The sequence below is a fragment of the Variovorax sp. 770b2 genome (genome assembly GCF_900115685.1).
Classification (GTDB): Bacteria; Pseudomonadota; Gammaproteobacteria; order Burkholderiales; family Burkholderiaceae_C; genus Variovorax.
On record NZ_FOXJ01000006.1, the window covers coordinates 48,107 to 68,122 of the forward strand.

The window sequence follows — 20,016 nt, forward strand, 5'->3', positions numbered from 1 at the left end:
CTGTATTTGACTGCTGCGTTTTCCGGTTTAATCGCGGCATGGACCGCTTCAAAGCCATGCAGACCTTCGTTCAGATTGCCGAGCAAGGCAGCATGACCCGCGCCGCCGAATCGCTGGGCACCTCGCTGCCTGCGGTGGTGCGTTCATTGGCGGCGCTCGAAGCGCACCTGGGCGTGCGCCTGTTCCACCGCACCACCCGCCGCCTGTCGCTCACCGAGGAAGGCCGCCATTACCTGCCGAGCGCGCGCGAGGTGCTGCTCGCGGCCGACGCCGCCGATCGCGCGCTCAACGCCGAAGCGCGCGAGCCGGCGGGCCAGCTCACCATCACGGCTCCGGTGCTGTTCGGCCACATGTACGTGGCGCCGGCCATCACGCGCTTCATGAAGCGCTACGACAAGGTGCGCTGCAGCGTGCTGCTGTACGACCGCGCGGTGAACCTGCTGGAGGAGAACATCGACGTCGGCATCCGCATCAGCCCGCTGGAAGATTCGTCGCTCGTCGCGCAGACGCTGGGCACCATCCGGCGCGTGGTGGTGGCTAGCCCCGACTACCTCGCGCGCCACGGCACGCCGCGGCATCCGCGCGACCTGAACGGCGCAGCCTGCGTGCGCGGCCGCATCGATGCCCCGCCGCAATGGCAGTTCCACGAGGGCGGCAAGACGATCGGCGTGACGCCGAGCAACCGGCTGGAGTTCAACCATCTCGCGCCCGCCGTCGAGGCCTGCGCCGCGGGCATGGGCTTCGGCACCTTCTTCTCGTACCAGGTGCTGCCTTACGTGGCGCAGGGCCGCCTGAAGCTCGTGCTCGAGGACTTCGAGCCGCCGCCTCGGCCGGTGAGCGTCATCTATCCGAATGCGCGGCTGCTGCCGGCCCGCACGCGGGCTTTCATCGACTGGATGAAGACGGAGTTCGGCGGCCTGCGGATGTAGCCGCTGCAGCCGCTGTAGCCGCTATGGCGCAGCAGCAGGCCCGGACGCTGACGCAGGAGCGGGCAGCGGCTTGCCTTCGCACAGCGCCGCGGCATCGGTCGCCATGCCGCGCACCGCCTCCTCCATGCCGAGGTTCAGCACCGACATGAACTCGCCGTTGCCGCTGGCCCAGTTGGTGCGCGTTCCCATGCCGTGATAGAGACGCGTGGCCATCGCGCCGCCGGGCAGCCGGTAGTTCACCTTCAGCACCACGTGCGACACAAGGTTGAGCCCCGCGGACCATGCATGCGCCAGGCGCAGCGCGACCACGGCGGAGACCTGCCGCGCCGAAGCGGAAGCAGCAGCAGCGGAAGCGGCAGGCGAAGGAGCCGAAGCCGCCGCGCCGACGATGGGCTGGAAGCCGTAGCGCCTGGTGGACAGCAACGCATCGCGCGTCCACATGCCCGCATCGCCGCTGCGCAGCGATTCGACCGCCCTGGGCGTGGCGTGGACCGTCGGCAGCATCAGCGTCAGGTTGCCGGCGTAGACCTGGTTGTTGCGGCCGTCCTCGATCGCCGGCAGGTAGAGCTTGCAGCCCTGCGGCGCGCGAAGGGTCTCGACCGGCGGACCGTTGGGGCGCTGCTCCTGTTCGGGTGCCTGCTGGTAGACCATGTCGAGCGGTTCGCTCTCGGTGAGCGCATGCGCCAGGCCGGGCATGGCGCAGAGCGCGAACAAGGCGGCCGCGGCCAGGCCGGTGCGTGGGATGCGTGGTTGTGAGGGTTGCTTCATGGGGCGGCCGTCCGGACCGAATACATCGCGTTGTCCTGGTCGCGGAAGACGACGCGGCCGGGCTGCTCGTCGAAGCCCTGGCCACCCAGCGTCACCCACGTGCCGTTGACGTTGAACCGCGCGGTGCGGATCGCGCCGGAGCGCGCGCCGGCCAGGTCCAGCCCCACCACGCGCAGCGTCTGCTGGATCGAGTCGCGCATCACGGCCCTGAGCTGCTGCCCGTCGTTGGCGCCCAGCCGGCGCACGACGGTCGCGCGCGTTCCGCCACCGATGGGCGTCTGGAAGATCGTGGCCGAGCGGTACGAGGGTTCCTTGTTGCCGTCCTGCCAGAGCAATGCCGTGGTGCGCGTGGTGAAGGCGCCCAGCCCGGGCTCCAGCTCGTACTGCAGCAACAGCACCAGATAGGCGGGGCCGGTCTTTGTTGCGGCGATGCGGGCAGCCTGCTCGGCTTTCGCCGGCATGCCTGCAAGCACCTGCGACGAAGCGATCTTCATCGGGAACGCACTGGGCGTGTTCAGCATCTCGCCGATGGCCAGGCCGGCTTCGACGCGGTAGTCGTAGTCGAGCAGCGGACCGACGATGGCGCCGATTTCCGCACTCATTTCCTTCTGCCGCGATTGCTGCACCGACGAATCGATCAGCGCGCCGATAAGGCCGCCGCCCGTGGCCGCGCTCACGCCGGGCGCCTGCGCGGAGAACATGAAGCTCTCCTGCGCGACGACCACGCGAAGGTCGACCTCCTGGACCTTCGTGCGGTCCGCCGCCGCGAGCGGCCGGTGAAACTGGGCACATGCGCCAAGCAGTAAAACGACTGACAGTGCCAACAGAAAACGCAACATCTTTGGTTCTTCTCTCGCGGTATTCGACTGGGCGTCGATTGTGCCGGGACTTGCACCGGCCATGCGTGCGACGCATGCCGCCTGTCCACCGGTTGGCGCCGCTTGTCCATCGGTTGAAGCGATGGCGGCGTCCGCCGGGGCCTGCGTCAGAATGGCTGTGTGCTTTCTTCTTCCCCCACCTCCCCCCTCTTCCACGCCAGCCACTTGCGCAAGCGCTACGGCGGCACCACGGTCGTGGACGACCTGTCGTTCGAGATCGCGCCGGGCGAGTGCCTCGGCGTGATCGGCCCCAATGGCGCCGGCAAGACCACCACCATCCGCATGTGCCTGGGCCTCACCGCGCCCGACGGCGGCGAGATCTCGGCGCTGGGCCTGCAGATGCCGCGCGATGCGCTGGCCATCAAGGCGCAACTGGGCGTGGTCACGCAGTTCGACACGCTGGACCCCGACTTCAGCTGCGCCGAGAACCTCGTGGTGTACGGCCGCTACTTCGGCTTCGGCAAGGCGCAGGTGCGCGCACGCGTGCCGCAGCTGCTGGAGTTCGCGGCGCTCTCGCACAAGGCCGATGCGAAACCAGGGGAGCTCTCGGGCGGCATGCGCCGGCGGCTGTCGCTGGCGCGCGCGCTCGTGAACGACCCCAAGCTGCTGCTGCTCGACGAGCCGACCACGGGCCTGGACCCGCAGGCGCGCCACCTGATGTGGGAGCGGCTGCAGGTGCTGCTGCAGCAGGGCAAGTCGATCCTGCTGACCACGCACTTCATGGACGAGGCCGAGCGCCTGTGCTCGCGCCTGCTGGTGCTCGATCATGGCCGCAAGATCGCCGAAGGCAAGCCGCGCGACCTGATCGCCGAGCACCTGGAGCCGGACGTGGTCGAGGTGTACGGCAACGGTGCGCTGTCGCTGGCCGAATCGCCCGAGCTCAAGGCGATGGCGGCGCGCGTCGAAGTGAGCGGGGAGACGGTGTTCTTCTACACGCAGGACGCGCGGCGGCTGCTCGATGCGCTGACGCGGCACAGCGGCCTGCGCACTTTCCATCGCCCCGCGAACCTCGAAGACCTTTTCCTGAAGCTCACCGGGCGGCAGATCCGCGAGGACGGCTAGACCATGAACACGACGACCGCAACGACAAGCACGAACCCCACGCCGCCCCCGCCCTCCGTGTGGCGCGCGCCCGAAATCTCGCTGCGCTGGTGGCCCGTTTTCTTGCGCAACCTGCTGGTGTGGCGCAAGCTCGCGATCCCCAGCCTCATCGGCAACATCGCCGAGCCGCTGATCTGGCTCGTGGCCTTCGGCTACGGGATGGGCGCGCTGGTCGGGCAGGTGGCGGTGGACGGCGTGAAGGTGCCCTACATCCTGTTCCTGGCGAGCGGCTCGATCTGCATGAGCGCGATGAATGCGGCGAGCTTCGAGGCACTGTATTCGGCGTTCTCGCGCATGCATGTGCAAAAGACGTGGGACGGCATCATGAACGCGCCCGTCGGGCTGGACGACATCGTGATGGCCGAGATGCTGTGGGCCGCGTTCAAGTCGATCTTCACCGTCACCGCGATCCTGTTCGTGATGCTCGGACTGGGCATCAGCCACAGCCCGAAGCTCTTCGTCGCGTGGATGGTGCTCATTGGCGCGGGCATCACCTTCTCGTCGATCGCGCTGATCTTCAATGCGCTCGCCAAGGGCTACGACTTCTTCACCTACTACTTCACGCTGTTCATGACGCCGATGATGTTCCTGAGCGGCGTGTTCTTTCCGCTGGAGCAGTTGCCCTCGGCGGTGAAGGCGGTGGCCGCATGGCTGCCGTTGACCAACGCGGTGGCACTGGTGCGGCCGCTCTTCATGGACCAGTGGCCGGCCGACTGGTGGCTGCATGCGGGCGTGCTGGCGGTGTATGCGGTCGTGGCGTTCTGGATCGCGCTGGCGCTGACGCGCAAGCGGTTCAAGGCCTGAGCGCTTCGGTCCACGGCATCTGGAAATGGATGCTTTCAAATTACATTGCACACAATTTAATTGCTCGCTACAATTCGACCCATGCGCTCCACCACCGTATCCGCCGACGAAATGCTCAAGCTGGACAACCAGCTGTGCTTCGCCGTGTATTCCGCCTCGCTGGCGATGACCCGGCTCTACAAGCCGGTGCTCGAGAAGCTGCAGCTCACCTACCCCCAATACCTCGTCATGCTGGCCCTCTGGGAGCAGGACGGCCCGATGGTCTCCGAACTCGGCGAGCGCCTTTCGCTGGATTCCGGCACGCTCACCCCGCTGCTCAAGCGGCTCGAAGCCAACGGCCATGTGGCCCGGGTGCGCGACGTGGCCGACGAGCGCCGCGTGCACATCACGCTCACCGCCGCCGGCCGCAAGCTCAAGGCCCGCGCAGCCAGCGTTCCCGGCTGCCTCATGGCCGCCACCGAATGCTCGGTGCCCGAACTCATCGCGCTCACCCAGCAGATCCAGACGCTTCGCGACCGCGTCAAGAAGGCGGCCTGACGGACAACGTTTTTCTCCCCGCTTCGATCGAACAACGAGAGAAGCTTTTTTCACCCACCCCTCCCTCCATCATCAAAGGAATCACCATGACCACCAAGCTCGACAAAGTGCTCTACACCGCAGAAGCCCACACCGTCGGCGGCCGTGACGGCGCAGGCAAGTCCAGCGACGGCGCGATCGACGTCAAGCTCAGCTCGCCCGGTTCGGGCAAGCCCGGCACCAACCCCGAGCAGCTGTTCGCGGTCGGCTATGCCGCCTGCTTCATCGGCGCGATGAAGGCCGTCGGCCCGAAGATCAGCGTGAAGGTGCCCGACGACGTGGCCATCGACTCGAAGGTCTCCCTCGGCCCGACGAACGGCGGTGCTGCCTACGGCATCTCGGTGCAACTGTCGATCACGCTGCCCGGCCTCGATGCAGAACAGAAGCAGAAGCTGGTCGACACCGCGCACCAGGTCTGCCCGTATTCGAACGCCACCCGCGGCAACATCGACGTCGAACTCGTGATTGTTTAAGCTCGTCCCCAGGCTGCGCGCACTTCGTGTCGCTTCGCCAACCCCCTACCGGGGGCAACACATGAGGCCCGGCAAAGCCGGTTCCTCGGTGTTCCCTTGAAGGGACCCCGACAGTTTCAAAGAAAGCGCCTCAGTCTCAAGCTGGGGCGCTTTTTTCATGGCGCTCGTTGTCTCACGCGTGACCCGGAAAGGGACAACGCGATAGCGCCTTTCATCAAGCTTGGCTAATGTGGCCGCACGCCCTTCAACGCACCGTGGAGATCGACCCCATGAGCACCACCAGTTTCCTCATCCGCAAAGACCAGCTCGCCACCACGCGCCTGCACACCGCCACCGACCAGCCACTGGCCGACGGCCAGGTGCGCGTGCGCATCGACAGCTTTGCGCTCACCTCCAACAACATCACCTACGCCGCCTTCGGCGATGCGATGAGCTACTGGCAGTTCTTTCCCTCCGAGGAAGAGGGCTGGGGCAGCATCCCCGTGTGGGGCTTCGCGAGCGTCGTGCAGTCGCTGCACCCCGGCGTGGCGGTGGGCGAGCGGCTCTACGGCTACTGGCCGATGGCATCGAGCGCCGTGCTGAGCCCCGATCGGCTCTCGCCCACGCGCTTCACCGATGCGGCCCCGCACCGCGCCGAATTGCCAGCGGTCTACAACCAGTACTTCCGCTGCAACGCCGACCCGCTCTACACCACCGACACCGAAGACCTGCAGGCGCTGCTGCGCCCGCTCTTCATCACCTCGTGGCTGATCGACGACTTCATGGCCGACAACGACTTCTTCGGTGCGAGCACCATGCTGCTGTCCAGCGCGTCGAGCAAGACGGCCTACGGCACGGCCTTCCAGCTGCACCAGCGCTCGGGGCCAGAGGTGATCGGCCTGACCTCGCCCGGGAACGTCGCCTTCTGCGAGAGCCTGGGCTGCTACCACCGCGTGGTGACCTACGACGCGCTGGACAGCATCGCGGCCGATACGCCGAGCGTTTACATCGACTTCGCGGGCAACGGCGGGCTGCGCAACGCGATCCACGATCGCTTCGCGAACCTCAAGTACAGCTGCTCGATCGGCGGCACGCACGTGGAGCAGCTCGCCTCCAAGGGCGCGGGCAAGGACCTCGCGGGCCCGCGTGCCACGCTGTTCTTCGCGCCGGCGCAGATCAAGAAGCGCACCGCCGAATGGGGCGCGGACGAATTCGGCCGGCGCATGGTGTCCGCCTGGCGCAACTTCCTCGCCACGGTGACCGATGCGAGCAACCCCTGGCTGCACGCCCAGCAGCACCGCGGCGGCGAGGCCGTGCAGGCCGCCTACGCGCAGGTGCTGGGCGGCAAGGGCGACCCGCGCACGGGCCATATCCTTTCGCTTTACAAACAACCCGGCGGGGTGTGACGGCGAACGGGGCGGGGGTGGCGACAATCGCCGCATGACCCTTTCCCCCGCAGCGCCCGCCAACACCCATCCCTACGAGAGCCTCACGCCCGACGTGGTGCTCGACGCGCTCGCGACGCTCGGCCTGCACGGCGATGGCCGGCTCACCGGCCTGAACTCCTATGAAAACCGGGTCTACCAGGTGTTCCTGGAAGACCCCGCACCGCATCCGGCGGTGGTGGTCAAGTTCTACCGCCCCGGGCGCTGGAGCGACGCCGAGATCCTCGAAGAACACGGCTTCTCGCTCGAACTGGCCGCCGGCGAAGTGCCCGCCGTGCCGCCGCTGGCTTTCGATGGCAAGACGCTGCACCACCACGCCGGCTTCGCCTTCAGCGTGAGCCCCTACCGGGGCGGCCGCGCGCCCGAACTGGACAACTTCGAGGTGCTCGAATGGGTCGGCCGGTTCCTGGCGCGCATCCACACCGTGGGCAGCGCCAAGCCTTTCGAGGCCCGCCCCGCGCTCGACCTGCAGACCTTCGGCCTCGATTCGCGCGACTGGCTGCTGGAGAACGACAAGATCCCGCTCGACATGCAGCGCGACTGGGAAAAGATGTGCAACGAGGCGCTGGACATGGTGCGCGCGACCGCCCTCGCGCTGCAGCCGCCGGCCTCCGATTTCAAGCCGCGCAAGCTGCGCCTGCACGGCGACGTGCACCCCGGCAACATCCTCTGGACGCCGACCGATCGCCCGAACGGTGGCCCGCACTTCGTCGACCTGGACGACGCGCGCACGGGCTTCGCGGTGCAGGACCTGTGGATGCTGCTCTCGGGCGACCGCGCGCAGCGCACCTCGCAGCTCTCGGGCCTGCTGGACGGCTACGAGCAGTTCCGCGAATTCGATCGCCGCGAACTCGCGCTCATCGAGCCGCTGCGCACGCTGCGGCTCATCCACTACAGCGCGTGGCTCGCGCGCCGCTGGGAAGACCCGATCTTCCCGATCAACTTCCCGTGGTTCGGCTCGAGCGACTACTGGAAGGGGCAGATCCTCGTGCTGGAAGACCAGTGCGAGCAGATGGCCGAAGAACCGCTCTACGCCTAAAAAATGTCAGCCCCCCGGCTTTTCACTTCGCTTCGCTGCGTGTGATTCGCCACCCCCCATGGGGGAGGCCCGGCCACCTTGGGGCGGCCCGGCGGTGGCCGGCTGCGCGTTGGCGACGCCCTGCAACAGCCGTTCGACCAGCACATTCGGCGGCCCCGTCCGCCACACGCCGTAAGCCTCCGACTGCGCCACCGCGCGGTCGAGCGGGCGGAACACCGCGCCGCGCAGGGCCGAGTGCCGCATCGCCTGCGGCACCAGCGCGACGCCCATGCCCTGCGACACGAGCGAGACGACGGCGAGCCAGTGGCGCACTTCATGCCGCACCTCGGGCAGGAAGCCCGCGTCGGCACAGATCGACAGGATGCGCTCGTGATAGTCGGGCGAGGCCTCGCGCGAGAACAGCACGAAAGGCTGGTCGCGCAGATCGGCCGGGGCCACCACCTTCTTGCGCGCGAGCGGATGCCTTGCGGGCAGGCAGCACACGAAGGGCTCGGACAGCAGCAAGCGGTGATGCAGCTCGGTGGGCATGCGGCTCGTGTGGACGAAGCCCAGGTCGAGCCGGTCGTGCAGCAGCTCGGCGATCTGCACGCCCGAGTTCAATTCATTCAGCGTGATGCGCACCGCCGGGTGCTTCGCCTGGAACGCGCGCAGGGCGGGCGGCAATCCGCGATAGAGCATCGCGCCGACAAAGCCGATGCGCAGCCGGCCCGCCGAGCCGGTCGCCACGTCGCGCGCTTGCGTCGCTGCCTCCTGCGCCTGCTGCAGCAAGCGCCGCGCCGAGATGCGCAGCGCCTCGCCCGCGTGCGTGAGCCGCACCTCCTTGCTGTTGCGCTCGAACAGCCGCGCGCCCACCGAGTCCTCGAGCTGGCGGATCGCGACCGACAAGGGCGGCTGCGAAATCGACAGGCGCCGCGCCGCGCGCCCGAAATGCAACTCCTCGGCCAGCACGGAGAAATAGCGCAGGTGTCGCAGTTCCATGAATAGGCAAATCGAATCGAACAAGACCAATTCGATATTAGACACGGATCGTCGCAGCTTCAACAATGCGGCGAACCCAGGAGACAAGACGCATGTCCGAAAACGCCGCACACGCCGCGCCGCCCACCGCGCACGCCCATCCGATTCCCGACCGCCACGGCCAGAACCTGTTCACCGCCGACGCCGAGCTGCACGCCCTGCTCGCGCTCTACCTGCCCGGCGATCTCCGCGCCCACATGCAGCCGCATTTCGAGCGCCTGGGCGGCCTTGCGGGCGGCCTGCTCGATGAGCTGGCCGGCACCGCCGACCGCAACCCGCCCACGTTGAAGCAACGCACCCGCACGGGCCTGGACGAGCAGAAGGTCGTCAAGCACCCGGCCTACGTGGAGATGGAGCGCCTCGCGCTCAGCGAATTCGGCCTGGCCGCGATCTCGCACCGCGACGAAACGCTGGGCTGGAAGGGCAAGATGCCGCCACTGGTCAAGTACGTGCTGACCTACCTCTTCGTGCAGGCCGAGTTCGGGCTGTGCTGCCCGGTCTCGATGACCGATTCGCTCACCCGCACGCTGAAGAAATTCGGCGAACCCGACCTGGTCGCGCGCTTCCTGCCGCGCCTCACCTCGCTCGACTTCGACGAGCTTGCGCAGGGCGCGATGTTCATGACCGAGCAGGCCGCCGGCTCGGACATCGCGGCCACCGCGACGCTGGCTCGGCGCGAGGCCGACGGCAGCTGGCGCATCACCGGCGACAAGTGGTTCTGCTCGAACCCCGACGCCGATTTCGCGATGGTGCTCGCGCGCGCCGAGGATGGCGCGGCGGGCATGAAGGGCGTGTCGCTCTTCCTGCTGCCGCGGCGGCTGGAGGACGGCAGCCTGAACCACTACCGGATCATTCGCCTGAAGGACAAGCTGGGCACGCGCTCGATGGCCAGCGGCGAGATCCGGCTCGAAGGCGCGGTCGCCTACCTCGTGGGCGAAGAGGGCCGCGGCTTCGTGCAGATGGCAGACATGGTCAACAACTCGCGCCTGTCCAACGGCGTGCGCGCCGCGGGCCTCATGCGCCGCGCGGTGGCCGAGGCCGAATACATCGCCGCCGAGCGCCGCGCCTTCGGCCGCACGCTCGACCAGATGCCGCTGATGCAGCGCCAGCTCGACAAGCTGCGCCTGCCCGCCGAGCAGGCGCGCACGATGGTGTGCCAGACCGCGCTCGCGCTCGCGCGCTCCGACGCCGCGGAGTCCGATGCCTACGCGCTTCTGCGCATCCTCACGCCGCTCATCAAGTTCCGCGCCTGCCGCGATGCGCGCAAGGTGACCGGCGATGCGATGGAAGTGCGCGGCGGCTGCGGCTACATCGAGGAGTGGAGCGATCCGCGCCTCGTGCGCGATGCGCACCTGGGCTCGATCTGGGAAGGCACGAGCAACATCGTGGCGCTGGACGTGATCCGCGCGGTCAAGCGCGAGGGCTCGCTGCCCGTGCTGCGCGCGCACTGCGAGAAGTTGCTGGGCGACGCGGCGCTCGCACCCGCGTTTGCGAAAGCCTTGCGCGATGCGCTGGCACGCGCCGCAGCGCTGGCCGAGACCGCCGCGCGCGAAGGCGGCGATGTGCTCGCGCGCCAGGCCGCATCGGCGCTCTACCACTGCACGAGCAGCATCGCGATGGCCTGGGAAGCCAGTCACAGCCACTCAGCCGCGCGCCTGCGCTGGGCCCAGCTGGTGCTGCTGCACCGCGTGCTGCCGCGCGACCCGCTCGCGCCCGATGCGATGCCCGCGGACTGGAACAGCGCCGCGGCGCTCGCCGCAGAAACCATTGCCTGATTCATAAAAACGGAGACATTCTCTTGCGACACCTCACTCACCTCTTTGCCGCGGTCACTGCCTGCGCCACGCTGCTGAGCGCAGCCCCCGCCGCACAAGCCCAAGGCCCTTTCCCTTCCAGGCCCCTCACGCTGGTCGTGCCCTTCCCGCCTGGTGGCCCCACCGACGCCATGGCCCGCACGCTCGCCGCCGAGATGAAAGACCGCCTCGGCCAGCCCATGATCGTGGAGAACCGCGCGGGCGCGGGCGGCAACATCGGTGCCGAGTACGTGGCGCGCGCCGAAGCCGACGGCCACACGCTGCTGTTCGGCACCTCGGGGCCGCTGGCCATCAACGCGAGCCTCTACCGCAAGATCAACTACGACCCGGTCAAGAGCTACGCGCCGGTGATCCAGGTCGGCTACCTGCCCAACATCCTGGTGGTGAACCCGGCGCTGCCGGTGAAGACCGTGCCCGAACTCGTCGCCTACGCCAAGGCCAACCCCGGCAAGCTGAGCTATGCGTCGTCGGGCAACGGCGCCTCGTCGCACCTGGCGGGCGTGCTGTTCAACTCGGTGGCCGGCACCGACCTGCAGCACATTCCCTACAAGGGCACGGGCCCGGCGCTCAACGACCTCCTGGGCAACCAGGTCAGCATGACCTTCACCGACATCCTCACCGCGCTGCCTTATGTGAAGGCCGGCAAGCTGCGCGCGCTGGGCGTGGCCACGCTCGCGCGCTCGCAGGCGCTGCCCGAGGTGCCGACGATCTCGGAGCAGGGCTACAAGGGTTACGACGTGAGCGTGTTCTTCGGCATCGTCGCGCCGGCCGGCACGCCCGCGGACCGCGTCGCCAAGCTCAACCACGCCTTCGCCGAAGTGCTGAACTCGCCCAAGGTCAAGCAGATGTTCGCCGCGCAAGGGCTCGAAGCCTCGGCCGATACCTCACCGCAGAAGCTCGGCCAGTTCATCGTGAGCGAATCGGCCAAGTGGAAGGACGTCGTGAAGAAGTCCGGCGCGCAGCTCGATTGATCGCGAACGCACGGAGCACACCGGCATGACATCACCCCAAGGCGCCCTCGCGGGCATCCGCGTCCTGGACATCTCGCGCATCCTCGGCGGCCCGTACTGCGGCCAGATCCTGGGCGACCATGGGGCCGATGTGCTCAAGGTCGAGCCGCCGCAGGGCGACGACACGCGCACCTGGGGCCCGCCCTTCAAGGAAGGCGTGGCCTCGTACTACCACGGCCTGAACCGCAACAAGCGCGTGCAGCACCTGGACTTCTCGACCGATGAAGGCCGCCAGGCGCTGCTCGCGCTGGTGGCCGAGGCCGACGTGCTGATCGAGAACTTCAAGACCGGCACGATGGAGCGCTGGGGCATCGGCTACGAGGCGCTGTCGCAGCGCTTTCCGCGCCTCGTGTGGTGCCGGGTCTCGGGCTTCGGCGCCGACGGTCCGCTGGGCGCGCTGCCCGGCTACGACGCCGCGGTGCAGGCCATGACCGGCATCATGAGCGTCAACGGCGAAGCAGAAGGCGGTCCGCTGCGCGTGGGCCTGCCCGTCGTCGACATGGTGACGGGGCTGAACGCGGTGATCGGCGTGCTGCTCGCGCTGCAGGAGCGCAACCGCAGCGGGCGCGGGCAGTTCGTGGAAGCGGCGCTGTACGACAGCGGGCTCTCGCTGCTGCATCCGCATGCGGCCAACTGGTTCATGGACGGCACGGCGCCGCGCCGCACGGGCAACGCGCATCCCAACATCTACCCCTACGACGCGCTGGCCACGGGCACCGACCCGGTGTTCGTCGCGGTGGGCAACGACCGGCAGTTCGCGAGCCTGTGCCGCTGCATCGGCCTGCCGGAACTGGCGGACGATCCGCTCTACCGCACGGCCGGCGCACGCTCGGTGCACCGCGACGGGCTCAAGGAGCGGCTCGAGGCGGCGATGGCAGCTTTCGATGGGCGCGCATTGGTCGACCAGTTGATGGCCGCCGGCGTGCCCGCTGCACCCGTGCTGCCCGTGGCCGATGCGCTGCAGCACCCGCACACACTGCACCGCGAGATGGTGGTGGAGATGCCCGGCGGCTACCGAGGCATCGGCGCACCGGTGAAGCTGAGCCGCACGCCGGCGAGCTATCGCCATGCACCGCTGACGCCGGGCAGTGCGTTCCTGCCTGTCGACGATTCAGCGCAGCACTGAACGGCCGCGCCCGATGCCGTAGTACGCAATGCCGGCGGCTTCGACTTCGGCGGCGTCGTAGATGTTGCGGCCATCGAAGATCGCGGGCGTCTTCAGCGAGCCCGCGATGCGCGCGAAATCGGGGCGGCGGAACACGGGCCATTCGGTCACGAGCGCCAGCACGTCGGCGCCCTGCAACGCTTCTTCGGGCGTGTCGCACCAGCGCACATCGCCGCGCTCGCCCACGATGGCGCGCGCATTCGGCATCGCCGCCGGGTCATGCACCTGCACGCGCGCCCCTGCCGCCCACAAGCGCTCCAGCAACACGAGGCTCGGCGCATCGCGCATGTCGTCGGTGTCGGGCTTGAAGGCCAGGCCCCAGAGGGCGATGGTCTTGTTCGCGATGTCGCCTTCGAAGTGGTGCGTCATCAGGTCGAAGAGGCGCCCCTTCTGCTCGTGGTTCGCAGCCTCGACGGCCGCGAGGATGCGCAGCGGCTGCCCCTCGCGATCGGCCGCATGCCGCAGCGCCCGCACGTCCTTCGCCAAACAGGAGCCGCCATAGCCCGCGCCCGCCTGCAGGAAGTCGGGGCCGATGCGCCGGTCCGAGCCGATGCCGCGGCGCACCATTTCGATGTCGGCGCCCGCATGCTCGGCCACGCGCGCCATCTCGTTCATGAAGCTGATGCGGGTCGCGAGCATCGCGTTGGCGGCGTACTTGGTGAGCTCGGCCGAGCGCCGGTCCATCACCAGCAGTTGCCTGGCGGGGTCGCGCACGAAGGGCTCGTAGAGCCGCCTCAGCAGGTCGATGGCCGCGGGGTCGTCGGCACCGATCACCACACGGTCGGGCTGCCGGCAATCGCGCACGGCCGAGCCTTCGCGCAGGAACTCGGGGTTCACGGCCACCGCGATGCGATGTGCCGCACCGCGTTGCGAAAGCGCCGCCTGCAGCACGGCCTCGACCTGCTCCGCGGTGCCTACCGGCGCGGTGGACTTGCAGACGACCACGGCATCGCGATCGCGGTGCTGCCCGATGCTGCGGGCCACGGCCATCACATGCCGCAGATCGACATCGCCTTCTGCATCGGCCGGCGTGTTGACCACGATGAAGAGAACCTCGCCATGCAGGCTGGCCGCGCGCTCGTCGGCCGTGAATTGCAGCGTTCCTGCGGCGAGGCCCGCGGCCACCAGCGCCTCCAGCCCCGGCTCGTGCAACGGCATCCGGCCCTGCCGCAGCCCCTCGATGCGGCGCGCATCGGCGTCCGCGCACAGCACCTCGTGCCCGGCTTCGGCCAGGCAGGCGGCGAAGGTGAGGCCCACATAACCGGCGCCGAAGATGGCCAGCTTCATGCGGAAACCCCTTGCCGTACCCCTTCCCTAAGGCACTGGCAGCGGCGGCGGTTGTGAGATAAAAGCAGGATGCAAGCCTTCAAAACAATGTCCGGACAGGAAAATTCGATGATGCCCGATCAAGTTGCCGCGCGGTGCGCGCTGGTCCTGGAGACCAACAACCTGCGCGGCGGAGCGGATGCCGAAGCCGCTGCCAGCACCAGCCTGCAGCGCCTGGTCGCCCTGCTGGCGAAGCAGCGGGTGCCGCTCACGGCGCTCGCGCAAGTGGTCATCACCCATGACGGCCTGAGCGCCGCATCCTGCGACGCCGTCACCGCGCTGGCAGGCCGCCCCATCGACTTCGTTCGCATCGATGCCGCCACCGGCTACTACGACGCCAAGAACGTCGGCTTCGCGGCCACCGATGCGGCGCGCTGCGACCACGTGGTGTTCGCCGATGCCGACTGCCTCCCCGCCGACGACTGGCTGCTGCAGATGCTCACGCCGTTCACGCGCGGCGCCGACGCGCCCGCGGTGGTGGCCGGCCGCACGAGCTATGCGGCCAACATCGTGGGCACCGCGCTCACGACCATCGACTTCATGTACTTCCCCAACGCCGACCACGCAGGCGCCACGAGCAACTTCTACGCGAACAACGTCGCCTTCCGCCGCGATGTGTTCGAGCAGCACAGCTACCAGGCGCTCGATGGCGTGTACCGCGCGCACTGCCAGGTGCTGGGCATGCGCCTGAAGGCCGCCAACGTGCCCATCCACTACGCGGCCGCGGCCCACACCGAGCATCGCCTGCCCGACACGCGCGCCGAGGCGCTCAAGCTGCGCTGGATGCGCGGGCAGGACACTTATTCGCTCACGCCGCACCTCTTGCGCAGCTACGTGTCGGCGCGCTGGCAGTGGCTTGCCAGGAGCGGGCCGATCGGTCCGCTGTGCGTGCTGTTCACGCGGCTGCGTTTCAGCGTGCGCGCGCTCAATCACCAGGACCTGCCGCCCCTGCGCGGCCTGCGATGGCTCGCGGGCGTGGCGTTGATCGTGGGCTTCTCGGCCATCGACATGCTGGGCGCGTTCGCACGCGGCATCGGCCTGCACACGACGGGCCGCACGAACGCGGATGCCCAGGCGCTTTCCTACCACCGCCCGACATGAACAAGAAAAACATCTTCAGCCTCCTCGTGCTGGCCGGCGCATGCGTCACCGCCGGCGCCGCCGACTTCACCGGCCGTGGCGTCTTCAACTTCAAGTCCGACAGCGGCTGCCCCTTCTCCGCACTCGCGGGCCCCGCCAACGAATGCAACCGCCTCGCGCTGGACGATGCCGACACGCGCGCCGCGCTCGACAGCGCGGCGCACACCATCCGCTTTGCCAACCCGCGCATCTACGGCGAGAAGACCATCGTGGGCGATGTGCTGCTGCAAGGCTCCGGCCAGTCGCGCAACAGCGGCCAGCGCGTGCCGCTCACCTTCCACGCACTGCTGAGCCGCTCGGGCAACGAGTGGTCGGTGAGCAGCCATGCGCACTCGCCCATCGGCGGAGAGTTCAGCGACATCAAGATCGATCCGTACCAGGTCGTGGTGATCCAGGGCAGCGCCGAGCGCGTGGTGTTCACGCCGACGCAGATCGGCGAGACGCTCTCCAAGCCATCGATCGCCGCGCGGCTCGCCAACGAGATCGTGCAGGTGCAGGACAACCGGACGGGCGGCGCCACGGATGCGGACATCACCGTCGGGCTGGGCCTGAGCCGCGCCTCCAAGTCGGTGGCGCGCGCGCGTTTCCGCGCACCTTCGGCCAAGGGCGGCGAGCTCTCCGAGGCGATGCGGCAAGGCAACTGGTCGCTCGAACTGCAGGCGCTGAGCGGGCAGATCCCGCGCCAGGTAGTGCAGCGCGACCTGTTCCTCTATGGCCTCGAATCGCAGTCGCTGTTGCAGCCGTTGGTGCAGCGCGGCTTCAGGAAGAACGAGAAGCTGGTGCTCGGTGCCGCGGGCGGCAAGGGCTACGTGCGCTACGACGGCCAGCAGCGCGAGTTCGCCGGCGCCGATGCATCGGCGCGCGCGTTCCTGCAGGACAGCTTCATCGGCCTCGTGCTCGGTTGGCAGCAACAGCAGCCGCAGCCCCCGGTGGCAAAGGCCGATGGACGCTGACACCGCCCCGGCGAACGCGGCATTCGACTGCCTCGCGCCGCCGCAACTGCGCGGCTGGCCGGCCCTGCAGGCACGGCTGGTGCACCGCATCAAGCGCGCCGCCTTGCGCCAGATGCATGCGAGCCGCGCCGGTGAAGTGATGCTGCTGCGCCTCTACCTGGTCGGCGAGGAATCGTCCGAGCAGGCGCTGCAGCGCGAGCTGCGCGCGAGCGCCCCCGAGTGGCTCACGCGCCAGCTCGACCAGCACCTGGCCGACGAGCAGTTGCATGCGCGGCTCTTCGCCGATGCCATCGTCGAGCGCGGCGGCACCGCGCAAGCGGCTGCATCGCCCGAAGAAGCACCGCAGCCCGACTGGCTGAGCCAGCGCAAGCTCGCGCGCTGGCAGCGCCTCATCCAGCGCCATGCGCCGCACTTCGCGCACGGCGGCTTGGTGCCGGCCTATGCAATCGGCCTGGCCGCCGAGCAGATGGCCTCGCGCATCCTGCAACGCCACTGCGCGCTGATCGGTCCGCAGCATGCGCTGCACCCGTTGCTCACGCGCGTGCTCGCCGACGAAGACCGCCACATTCGCCTCTGCAGCCACACGCTGCAGCGCTGCGTGGCGCCGCATGAAGAAGCCAGGCTCGCGCAGTTGATGCACGAGGTGCGCGACACCGAGCGCGGCTTCGGCATCACCGGCGCGCTGGGCATGTACGCGGCCGGCCTGGCCCTGCGCCTGCGCCCCGGCAGCGCACGGCCGGCGGTCGCCTGAGTCGATCGATGCCGCCGCGCATCGTCTACCTGGCGACCGCGGACGCGCGCGGCCACCTGATGCGCGCGCAGCTCATCGCGCATTCGCTGCGCGCCGCGGGCGCCAGCGTGCAGGTGCTCACCACCTCCGAGGAGGGCGCACGCTTTCTCGCGGGCTTCGGCATCGAGGCGCCAGTGCTCTCGCGCCACTACGCGGTGCAGTTCGACCGCGAGCAGAACATGCTGCGCCGCGAGACCGACCGCAACGTGGCGCACTACATGTTCCGCCCGGGACGCATGCTGCGCGACATCGTGCGGCTGCGCGCGTGGTTCCGCGATGCGGACCTGGTGGTGAACGACTCCTTCCACCCGGCGCTGCTGTTCATGGGCTGGATGCCGGGCTGGCGGCGCAAGGTGGTGCATGTGTACGGCGCGAGCCTGCGGCATGCACTGGAGACCAATTTCAGCGGGCGCATGCCGGCGTGGATGGCAGGCATCTTCGGCCGCATCGTCGCGTGGCAGATCGACCGCAGCCGCGCCCGCATTGCGCACGACTTCGCCTACGGCGAGCCGCAGGCCGACGGCCGCGGCGGTCACCAACTCGCCACGCCGGTGGCGGTGATGGGCGCCGACACCGAAGCGCACGACGACCTCGCGCCGCAGGCCGCGGTCTATCTCAATCCGCATTTCGAAGAAGCCGCGCTGGCCGAGGGCCTGGAGCGCGGCCTGGCCGATGCGCGCGTGCCGGCGCACCTCGTCGGCGAAGGCTATGCGCAACGCGCGGGCTGGCACGCGCAGGACGAGCACTGGATCGAGATGGCCGCGCGCAGCGCCTTCATCGTCTCGGCACCCGGCATGGCAGCGCTGTCGATCGCGGCGGTGTACCGCAAGCCCATCCTGCTGCTCCTGACCGACCAGCCCGAGCAGGCGATCAATGCGCAGCGCGCCGCGCAGCTGGGCCTGCACCACCGCACCGTGGTGTGGCAAGGCCGCACCGGAGATTTCGCACGGGCCGTGACGACGGCGGCGAGCGAGCTGCTCGCGCTGGCCGACAACGGCAACGGCCCGCAAGCGGCGCAGAAGGGCCGCGAGGCCGCCATCGCCCGCCTGCAGCACTGGACGGTGCTGCTCTACGGCCTCGCGTCCGCGAAACCTAACCGGTAGCGCCGCGCGCCGAATCTCGCAGCGCGCGGAACACCCGGGCCAGCGCGCGCACCGGCCGCATCTCGGACCACTGCACCGACGACGCCGGGGGCGGCATCGAGACCACGCCCCGCGCCGTGCGCAGCGATATCTGCATTTTCCTGAGCATGAAGCCCGGCTTCGCGACCGCGCGGCGTCCGCTGCCGCGACCCGCATCGGCCACGACGAACTGCAGCACCAGGCACTTCCTGCCGGCTGTCGGTTGCACCTCGAACACAAGGCTGCGCCGCTTCGCGCCCGTGGTGCAGGAGCCGGGCAGCACCACGCCATCGAACATCGCGTGCACGCTCGTGGCCTTGAGGTTGCTGCGCAAGTCGACGCGAACTTCGAGGCGGTGCGGCTGCTGGTGCGAGAGCGAGTCCGACAGCGACGGCAGCGGGATCACCAGGCACGCAAGCTCGCCGACGCTCCTGGCGCCCTCGGCATCGGGCGGCGCCCAGCCCTGGCTCAGCCAGCCCGTGGCGGGGCTGCCGGGGGGGAACAGGGAGGGGCGACTCAGCTGGAGTTCGGCCACGTCGTGCAGGCCGCCGCTCTGGTCGTCGAAGCCCCAGCGGGTCATGAAGGCCCGGTCGATGGCCGTGGCGGGCCACGCGGCGAAGTGGCGTGGCGCCGCATCGCCGACGCCGCTGATGGCGGTCATGAAATCCATTGCGCCGAGTTCGGGCCCGACGGGAATCCACTCCGAGCACGCCACCGGCAGTTGCCCCGCCGCGTTGCGGTCGGCACGGATCAGCGCATGCGCGGGCTTGCGGAAATAGCGCGCCTCGGTGAGCACGCTGGACGACAGGCTGGCCGCGAAGTGCACGTTGGCCGCCGACAGCAGCGCATAGGTGTTCTCCTCGGTCCACGCCACGTTGGGAATGGCCCGCGCGACCGGCGCGAGATCGTGCAGCGCGGGCTCGTAGGGATGCGGCTTGATCACCAGCAGGTCGACGCTGCGCGCCAGTTCGCGCAGCGGCGCGACCACGCTCGCGGGGTGCATGGTGCGCCCGCCGCTCACCAGCGACAGGTCGACCAGGCTCTGGCCGAAGAAGAGCCCGATGCGAAGCCGCGGATCGAACAGCGCCGGCGCGCCGTGCCGCGCGAAATGGCCCTTGAGCGCGGCCGCGTGGTTCCAGAACACCTCCTCATCGACACGGCGCGCCTGCAGCGCGGCGGCGATGACCGGGTCGTTCGTGCGCGCGCAGAAATGCAGGTGCTCGGTGAAGCGGCGCGGATCGATCTCCACGTCCAGGTAGCTCGCGCCGCTGCGCGCAATGCAGTGCTGCAGCGCCGGCGTGAGGCCCCAGCCGATCACCAGGCACCCGGGATCGAAGGCCGGCATGCCGTCCCGGCCATGCACGGGCAGCAGGTCGGCGATGCAGGCGCGGGCCCAGCCGGCGGGCGTCGCGGGCAGGTCGAGCCGGGCCATGAGGCGCGCCACGTCGATGCGGCCGCCTTCGGACAGCGGCGCCACCTCGCGCACCGGCAGGCCCAGGCGGCCGAGCGTGGAATCGAAGAAGCCCCGCAGGAATCGCCGGTTCGCGGCGTGGTACTGAAGACCGTTGGCGGCGGACCGAAAGAAATCGTCCGCGAAGATGACGTGATTGAACCGGCGGGTTGTCATTGACTGGGTGCGAGCCGGCCTGCCTTGTGCAACCCGCCCGCGCGACCTTCCATGTGCGATG

The 20,016-nt window shown here is 69.0% G+C and carries 19 protein-coding genes; 14 read left to right on the forward strand and 5 right to left on the reverse strand.

The features are described 5' to 3' along the window. Positions 1–38 precede the first annotated feature (38 nt). A complete protein-coding gene (locus tag BM133_RS26315; RefSeq protein ID WP_093440522.1) occupies positions 39–929 on the forward strand; it encodes a LysR family transcriptional regulator in 891 nt (296 codons plus the stop codon). Positions 930–950: 21 nt separating this feature from the next. On the opposite strand, the gene BM133_RS26320 is transcribed toward BM133_RS26315, so the two are convergent. Together BM133_RS26320 and BM133_RS26325 are read right to left on the reverse strand one after the other, a co-directional pair. Continuing rightward, positions 951–1,697 carry a hypothetical protein gene (locus BM133_RS26320; RefSeq protein ID WP_093440525.1) on the reverse strand — a complete coding sequence of 249 codons (747 nt, stop codon included), beginning with the start codon at positions 1,695–1,697 and terminating at the stop codon, positions 951–953. After that, on the reverse strand, positions 1,694–2,398 hold the full coding sequence (locus BM133_RS26325) for a hypothetical protein (RefSeq protein WP_256219360.1): 705 nt from the start codon (positions 2,396–2,398) through the stop codon (positions 1,694–1,696). The genes BM133_RS26320 and BM133_RS26325 overlap by 4 nt, the downstream gene beginning before the upstream one ends. Before the next feature lie 297 nt (positions 2,399–2,695). On the opposite strand from BM133_RS26325, the gene BM133_RS26330 reads away from it, so the two are divergent. The 6 genes from BM133_RS26330 to BM133_RS26355 all read left to right on the forward strand — a co-directional run bounded on the left by BM133_RS26330 (position 2,696) and on the right by BM133_RS26355 (position 7,992). Further along, positions 2,696–3,637, forward strand: coding sequence for an ATP-binding cassette domain-containing protein (locus BM133_RS26330; RefSeq protein ID WP_093440530.1), 942 nt, complete (start codon positions 2,696–2,698; stop codon positions 3,635–3,637). Positions 3,638–3,640: 3 nt separating this feature from the next. Further along, the gene (locus BM133_RS26335) at positions 3,641–4,480 is read left to right on the forward strand and encodes an ABC transporter permease (protein WP_093440532.1); all 840 of its coding nucleotides are present in this window, start codon (positions 3,641–3,643) and stop codon (positions 4,478–4,480) included. Positions 4,481–4,561: 81 nt separating this feature from the next. Then, positions 4,562–5,017 carry a MarR family winged helix-turn-helix transcriptional regulator gene (locus tag BM133_RS26340; protein WP_093440535.1) on the forward strand — a complete coding sequence of 152 codons (456 nt, stop codon included), beginning with the start codon at positions 4,562–4,564 and terminating at the stop codon, positions 5,015–5,017. An 86-nt stretch (positions 5,018–5,103) separates the two neighbouring features. Then, a complete protein-coding gene (locus BM133_RS26345) occupies positions 5,104–5,529 on the forward strand; it encodes an organic hydroperoxide resistance protein (protein WP_093440537.1) in 426 nt (141 codons plus the stop codon). Between the two features lie 269 nt (positions 5,530–5,798). After that, positions 5,799–6,914: a DUF2855 family protein gene (locus BM133_RS26350; RefSeq protein ID WP_177224950.1), complete on the forward strand. Its 1,116-nt coding sequence runs from the start codon at positions 5,799–5,801 to the stop codon at positions 6,912–6,914. A gap of 34 nt (positions 6,915–6,948) precedes the next feature. Next, a complete protein-coding gene (locus BM133_RS26355) occupies positions 6,949–7,992 on the forward strand; it encodes a serine/threonine protein kinase (protein WP_093440542.1) in 1,044 nt (347 codons plus the stop codon). Positions 7,993–7,998: 6 nt separating this feature from the next. On the opposite strand, the gene BM133_RS26360 is transcribed toward BM133_RS26355, so the two are convergent. Beyond that, on the reverse strand, positions 7,999–8,970 hold the full coding sequence (locus tag BM133_RS26360) for a LysR family transcriptional regulator (RefSeq protein ID WP_093440545.1): 972 nt from the start codon (positions 8,968–8,970) through the stop codon (positions 7,999–8,001). A gap of 92 nt (positions 8,971–9,062) precedes the next feature. Here BM133_RS26360 and BM133_RS26365 point away from each other — a divergent pair, with 92 nt between their 5' ends. From BM133_RS26365 to BM133_RS26375, 3 genes are read left to right on the forward strand one after another with little or no spacing between them, the layout of a single operon-like run. After that, a complete protein-coding gene (locus BM133_RS26365; protein WP_093440547.1) occupies positions 9,063–10,784 on the forward strand; it encodes an acyl-CoA dehydrogenase family protein in 1,722 nt (573 codons plus the stop codon). Positions 10,785–10,807: 23 nt separating this feature from the next. Further along, positions 10,808–11,794, forward strand: a complete 987-nt coding sequence (locus tag BM133_RS26370; RefSeq protein WP_093440550.1) for a Bug family tripartite tricarboxylate transporter substrate binding protein — start codon at positions 10,808–10,810, stop codon at positions 11,792–11,794. Between the two features lie 25 nt (positions 11,795–11,819). After that, positions 11,820–12,959, forward strand: coding sequence for a CaiB/BaiF CoA transferase family protein (locus BM133_RS26375; RefSeq protein ID WP_093440552.1), 1,140 nt, complete (start codon positions 11,820–11,822; stop codon positions 12,957–12,959). Here BM133_RS26375 and BM133_RS26380 read toward each other — a convergent pair. Continuing rightward, positions 12,945–14,285, reverse strand: a complete 1,341-nt coding sequence (locus tag BM133_RS26380; RefSeq protein WP_093440555.1) for a UDP-glucose dehydrogenase family protein — start codon at positions 14,283–14,285, stop codon at positions 12,945–12,947. The two genes, BM133_RS26375 and BM133_RS26380, sit on opposite strands and share 15 nt — an antisense overlap. Positions 14,286–14,393: 108 nt before the next feature. Here BM133_RS26380 and BM133_RS26385 point away from each other — a divergent pair, with 108 nt between their 5' ends. The 4 genes from BM133_RS26385 to BM133_RS26400 are packed head-to-tail and all read left to right on the forward strand — an operon-like array spanning position 14,394 to position 18,310. After that, positions 14,394–15,425: a glycosyltransferase family 2 protein gene (locus tag BM133_RS26385; RefSeq protein ID WP_093440556.1), complete on the forward strand. Its 1,032-nt coding sequence runs from the start codon at positions 14,394–14,396 to the stop codon at positions 15,423–15,425. After that, positions 15,422–16,417, forward strand: a complete 996-nt coding sequence (locus tag BM133_RS26390; RefSeq protein WP_093440559.1) for a hypothetical protein — start codon at positions 15,422–15,424, stop codon at positions 16,415–16,417. Before BM133_RS26385 ends, BM133_RS26390 begins: the two co-directional genes overlap by 4 nt. Beyond that, a complete protein-coding gene (locus tag BM133_RS26395; protein ID WP_093440561.1) occupies positions 16,407–17,168 on the forward strand; it encodes a hypothetical protein in 762 nt (253 codons plus the stop codon). Before BM133_RS26390 ends, BM133_RS26395 begins: the two co-directional genes overlap by 11 nt. An 8-nt stretch (positions 17,169–17,176) precedes the next feature. Continuing rightward, entirely contained in the window at positions 17,177–18,310 is a 1,134-nt protein-coding gene (locus tag BM133_RS26400) for a glycosyltransferase family protein (RefSeq protein ID WP_093440564.1), read from the forward strand. Here BM133_RS26400 and BM133_RS26405 read toward each other — a convergent pair. Continuing rightward, positions 18,300–19,955, reverse strand: a complete 1,656-nt coding sequence (locus BM133_RS26405; protein ID WP_093440566.1) for a hypothetical protein — start codon at positions 19,953–19,955, stop codon at positions 18,300–18,302. The two genes, BM133_RS26400 and BM133_RS26405, sit on opposite strands and share 11 nt — an antisense overlap. Positions 19,956–20,016: the final 61 nt, after the last annotated feature.

What these genes read in the sequence shown, in the direction of transcription:
- BM133_RS26315 (WP_093440522.1), top strand. Translation starts at nt 39, where the DNA reads ATGGACCGCTTCAAAGCCATGCAGACCTTCGTTCAGATTGCCGAGCAA.
- BM133_RS26320 (WP_093440525.1), bottom strand. Translation starts at nt 1,697, where the DNA reads ATGAAGCAACCCTCACAACCACGCATCCCACGCACCGGCCTGGCCGCG.
- BM133_RS26325 (WP_256219360.1), bottom strand. Translation starts at nt 2,398, where the DNA reads ATGTTCTCCGCGCAGGCGCCCGGCGTGAGCGCGGCCACGGGCGGCGGC.
- BM133_RS26335 (WP_093440532.1), top strand. Translation starts at nt 3,641, where the DNA reads ATGAACACGACGACCGCAACGACAAGCACGAACCCCACGCCGCCCCCG.
- BM133_RS26340 (WP_093440535.1), top strand. Translation starts at nt 4,562, where the DNA reads ATGCGCTCCACCACCGTATCCGCCGACGAAATGCTCAAGCTGGACAAC.
- BM133_RS26345 (WP_093440537.1), top strand. Translation starts at nt 5,104, where the DNA reads ATGACCACCAAGCTCGACAAAGTGCTCTACACCGCAGAAGCCCACACC.
- BM133_RS26350 (WP_177224950.1), top strand. Translation starts at nt 5,799, where the DNA reads ATGAGCACCACCAGTTTCCTCATCCGCAAAGACCAGCTCGCCACCACG.
- BM133_RS26355 (WP_093440542.1), top strand. Translation starts at nt 6,949, where the DNA reads ATGACCCTTTCCCCCGCAGCGCCCGCCAACACCCATCCCTACGAGAGC.
- BM133_RS26360 (WP_093440545.1), bottom strand. Translation starts at nt 8,970, where the DNA reads ATGGAACTGCGACACCTGCGCTATTTCTCCGTGCTGGCCGAGGAGTTG.
- BM133_RS26365 (WP_093440547.1), top strand. Translation starts at nt 9,063, where the DNA reads ATGTCCGAAAACGCCGCACACGCCGCGCCGCCCACCGCGCACGCCCAT.
- BM133_RS26375 (WP_093440552.1), top strand. Translation starts at nt 11,820, where the DNA reads ATGACATCACCCCAAGGCGCCCTCGCGGGCATCCGCGTCCTGGACATC.
- BM133_RS26380 (WP_093440555.1), bottom strand. Translation starts at nt 14,285, where the DNA reads ATGAAGCTGGCCATCTTCGGCGCCGGTTATGTGGGCCTCACCTTCGCC.
- BM133_RS26385 (WP_093440556.1), top strand. Translation starts at nt 14,394, where the DNA reads ATGATGCCCGATCAAGTTGCCGCGCGGTGCGCGCTGGTCCTGGAGACC.
- BM133_RS26390 (WP_093440559.1), top strand. Translation starts at nt 15,422, where the DNA reads ATGAACAAGAAAAACATCTTCAGCCTCCTCGTGCTGGCCGGCGCATGC.
- BM133_RS26395 (WP_093440561.1), top strand. Translation starts at nt 16,407, where the DNA reads ATGGACGCTGACACCGCCCCGGCGAACGCGGCATTCGACTGCCTCGCG.
- BM133_RS26400 (WP_093440564.1), top strand. Translation starts at nt 17,177, where the DNA reads ATGCCGCCGCGCATCGTCTACCTGGCGACCGCGGACGCGCGCGGCCAC.
- BM133_RS26405 (WP_093440566.1), bottom strand. Translation starts at nt 19,955, where the DNA reads ATGACAACCCGCCGGTTCAATCACGTCATCTTCGCGGACGATTTCTTT.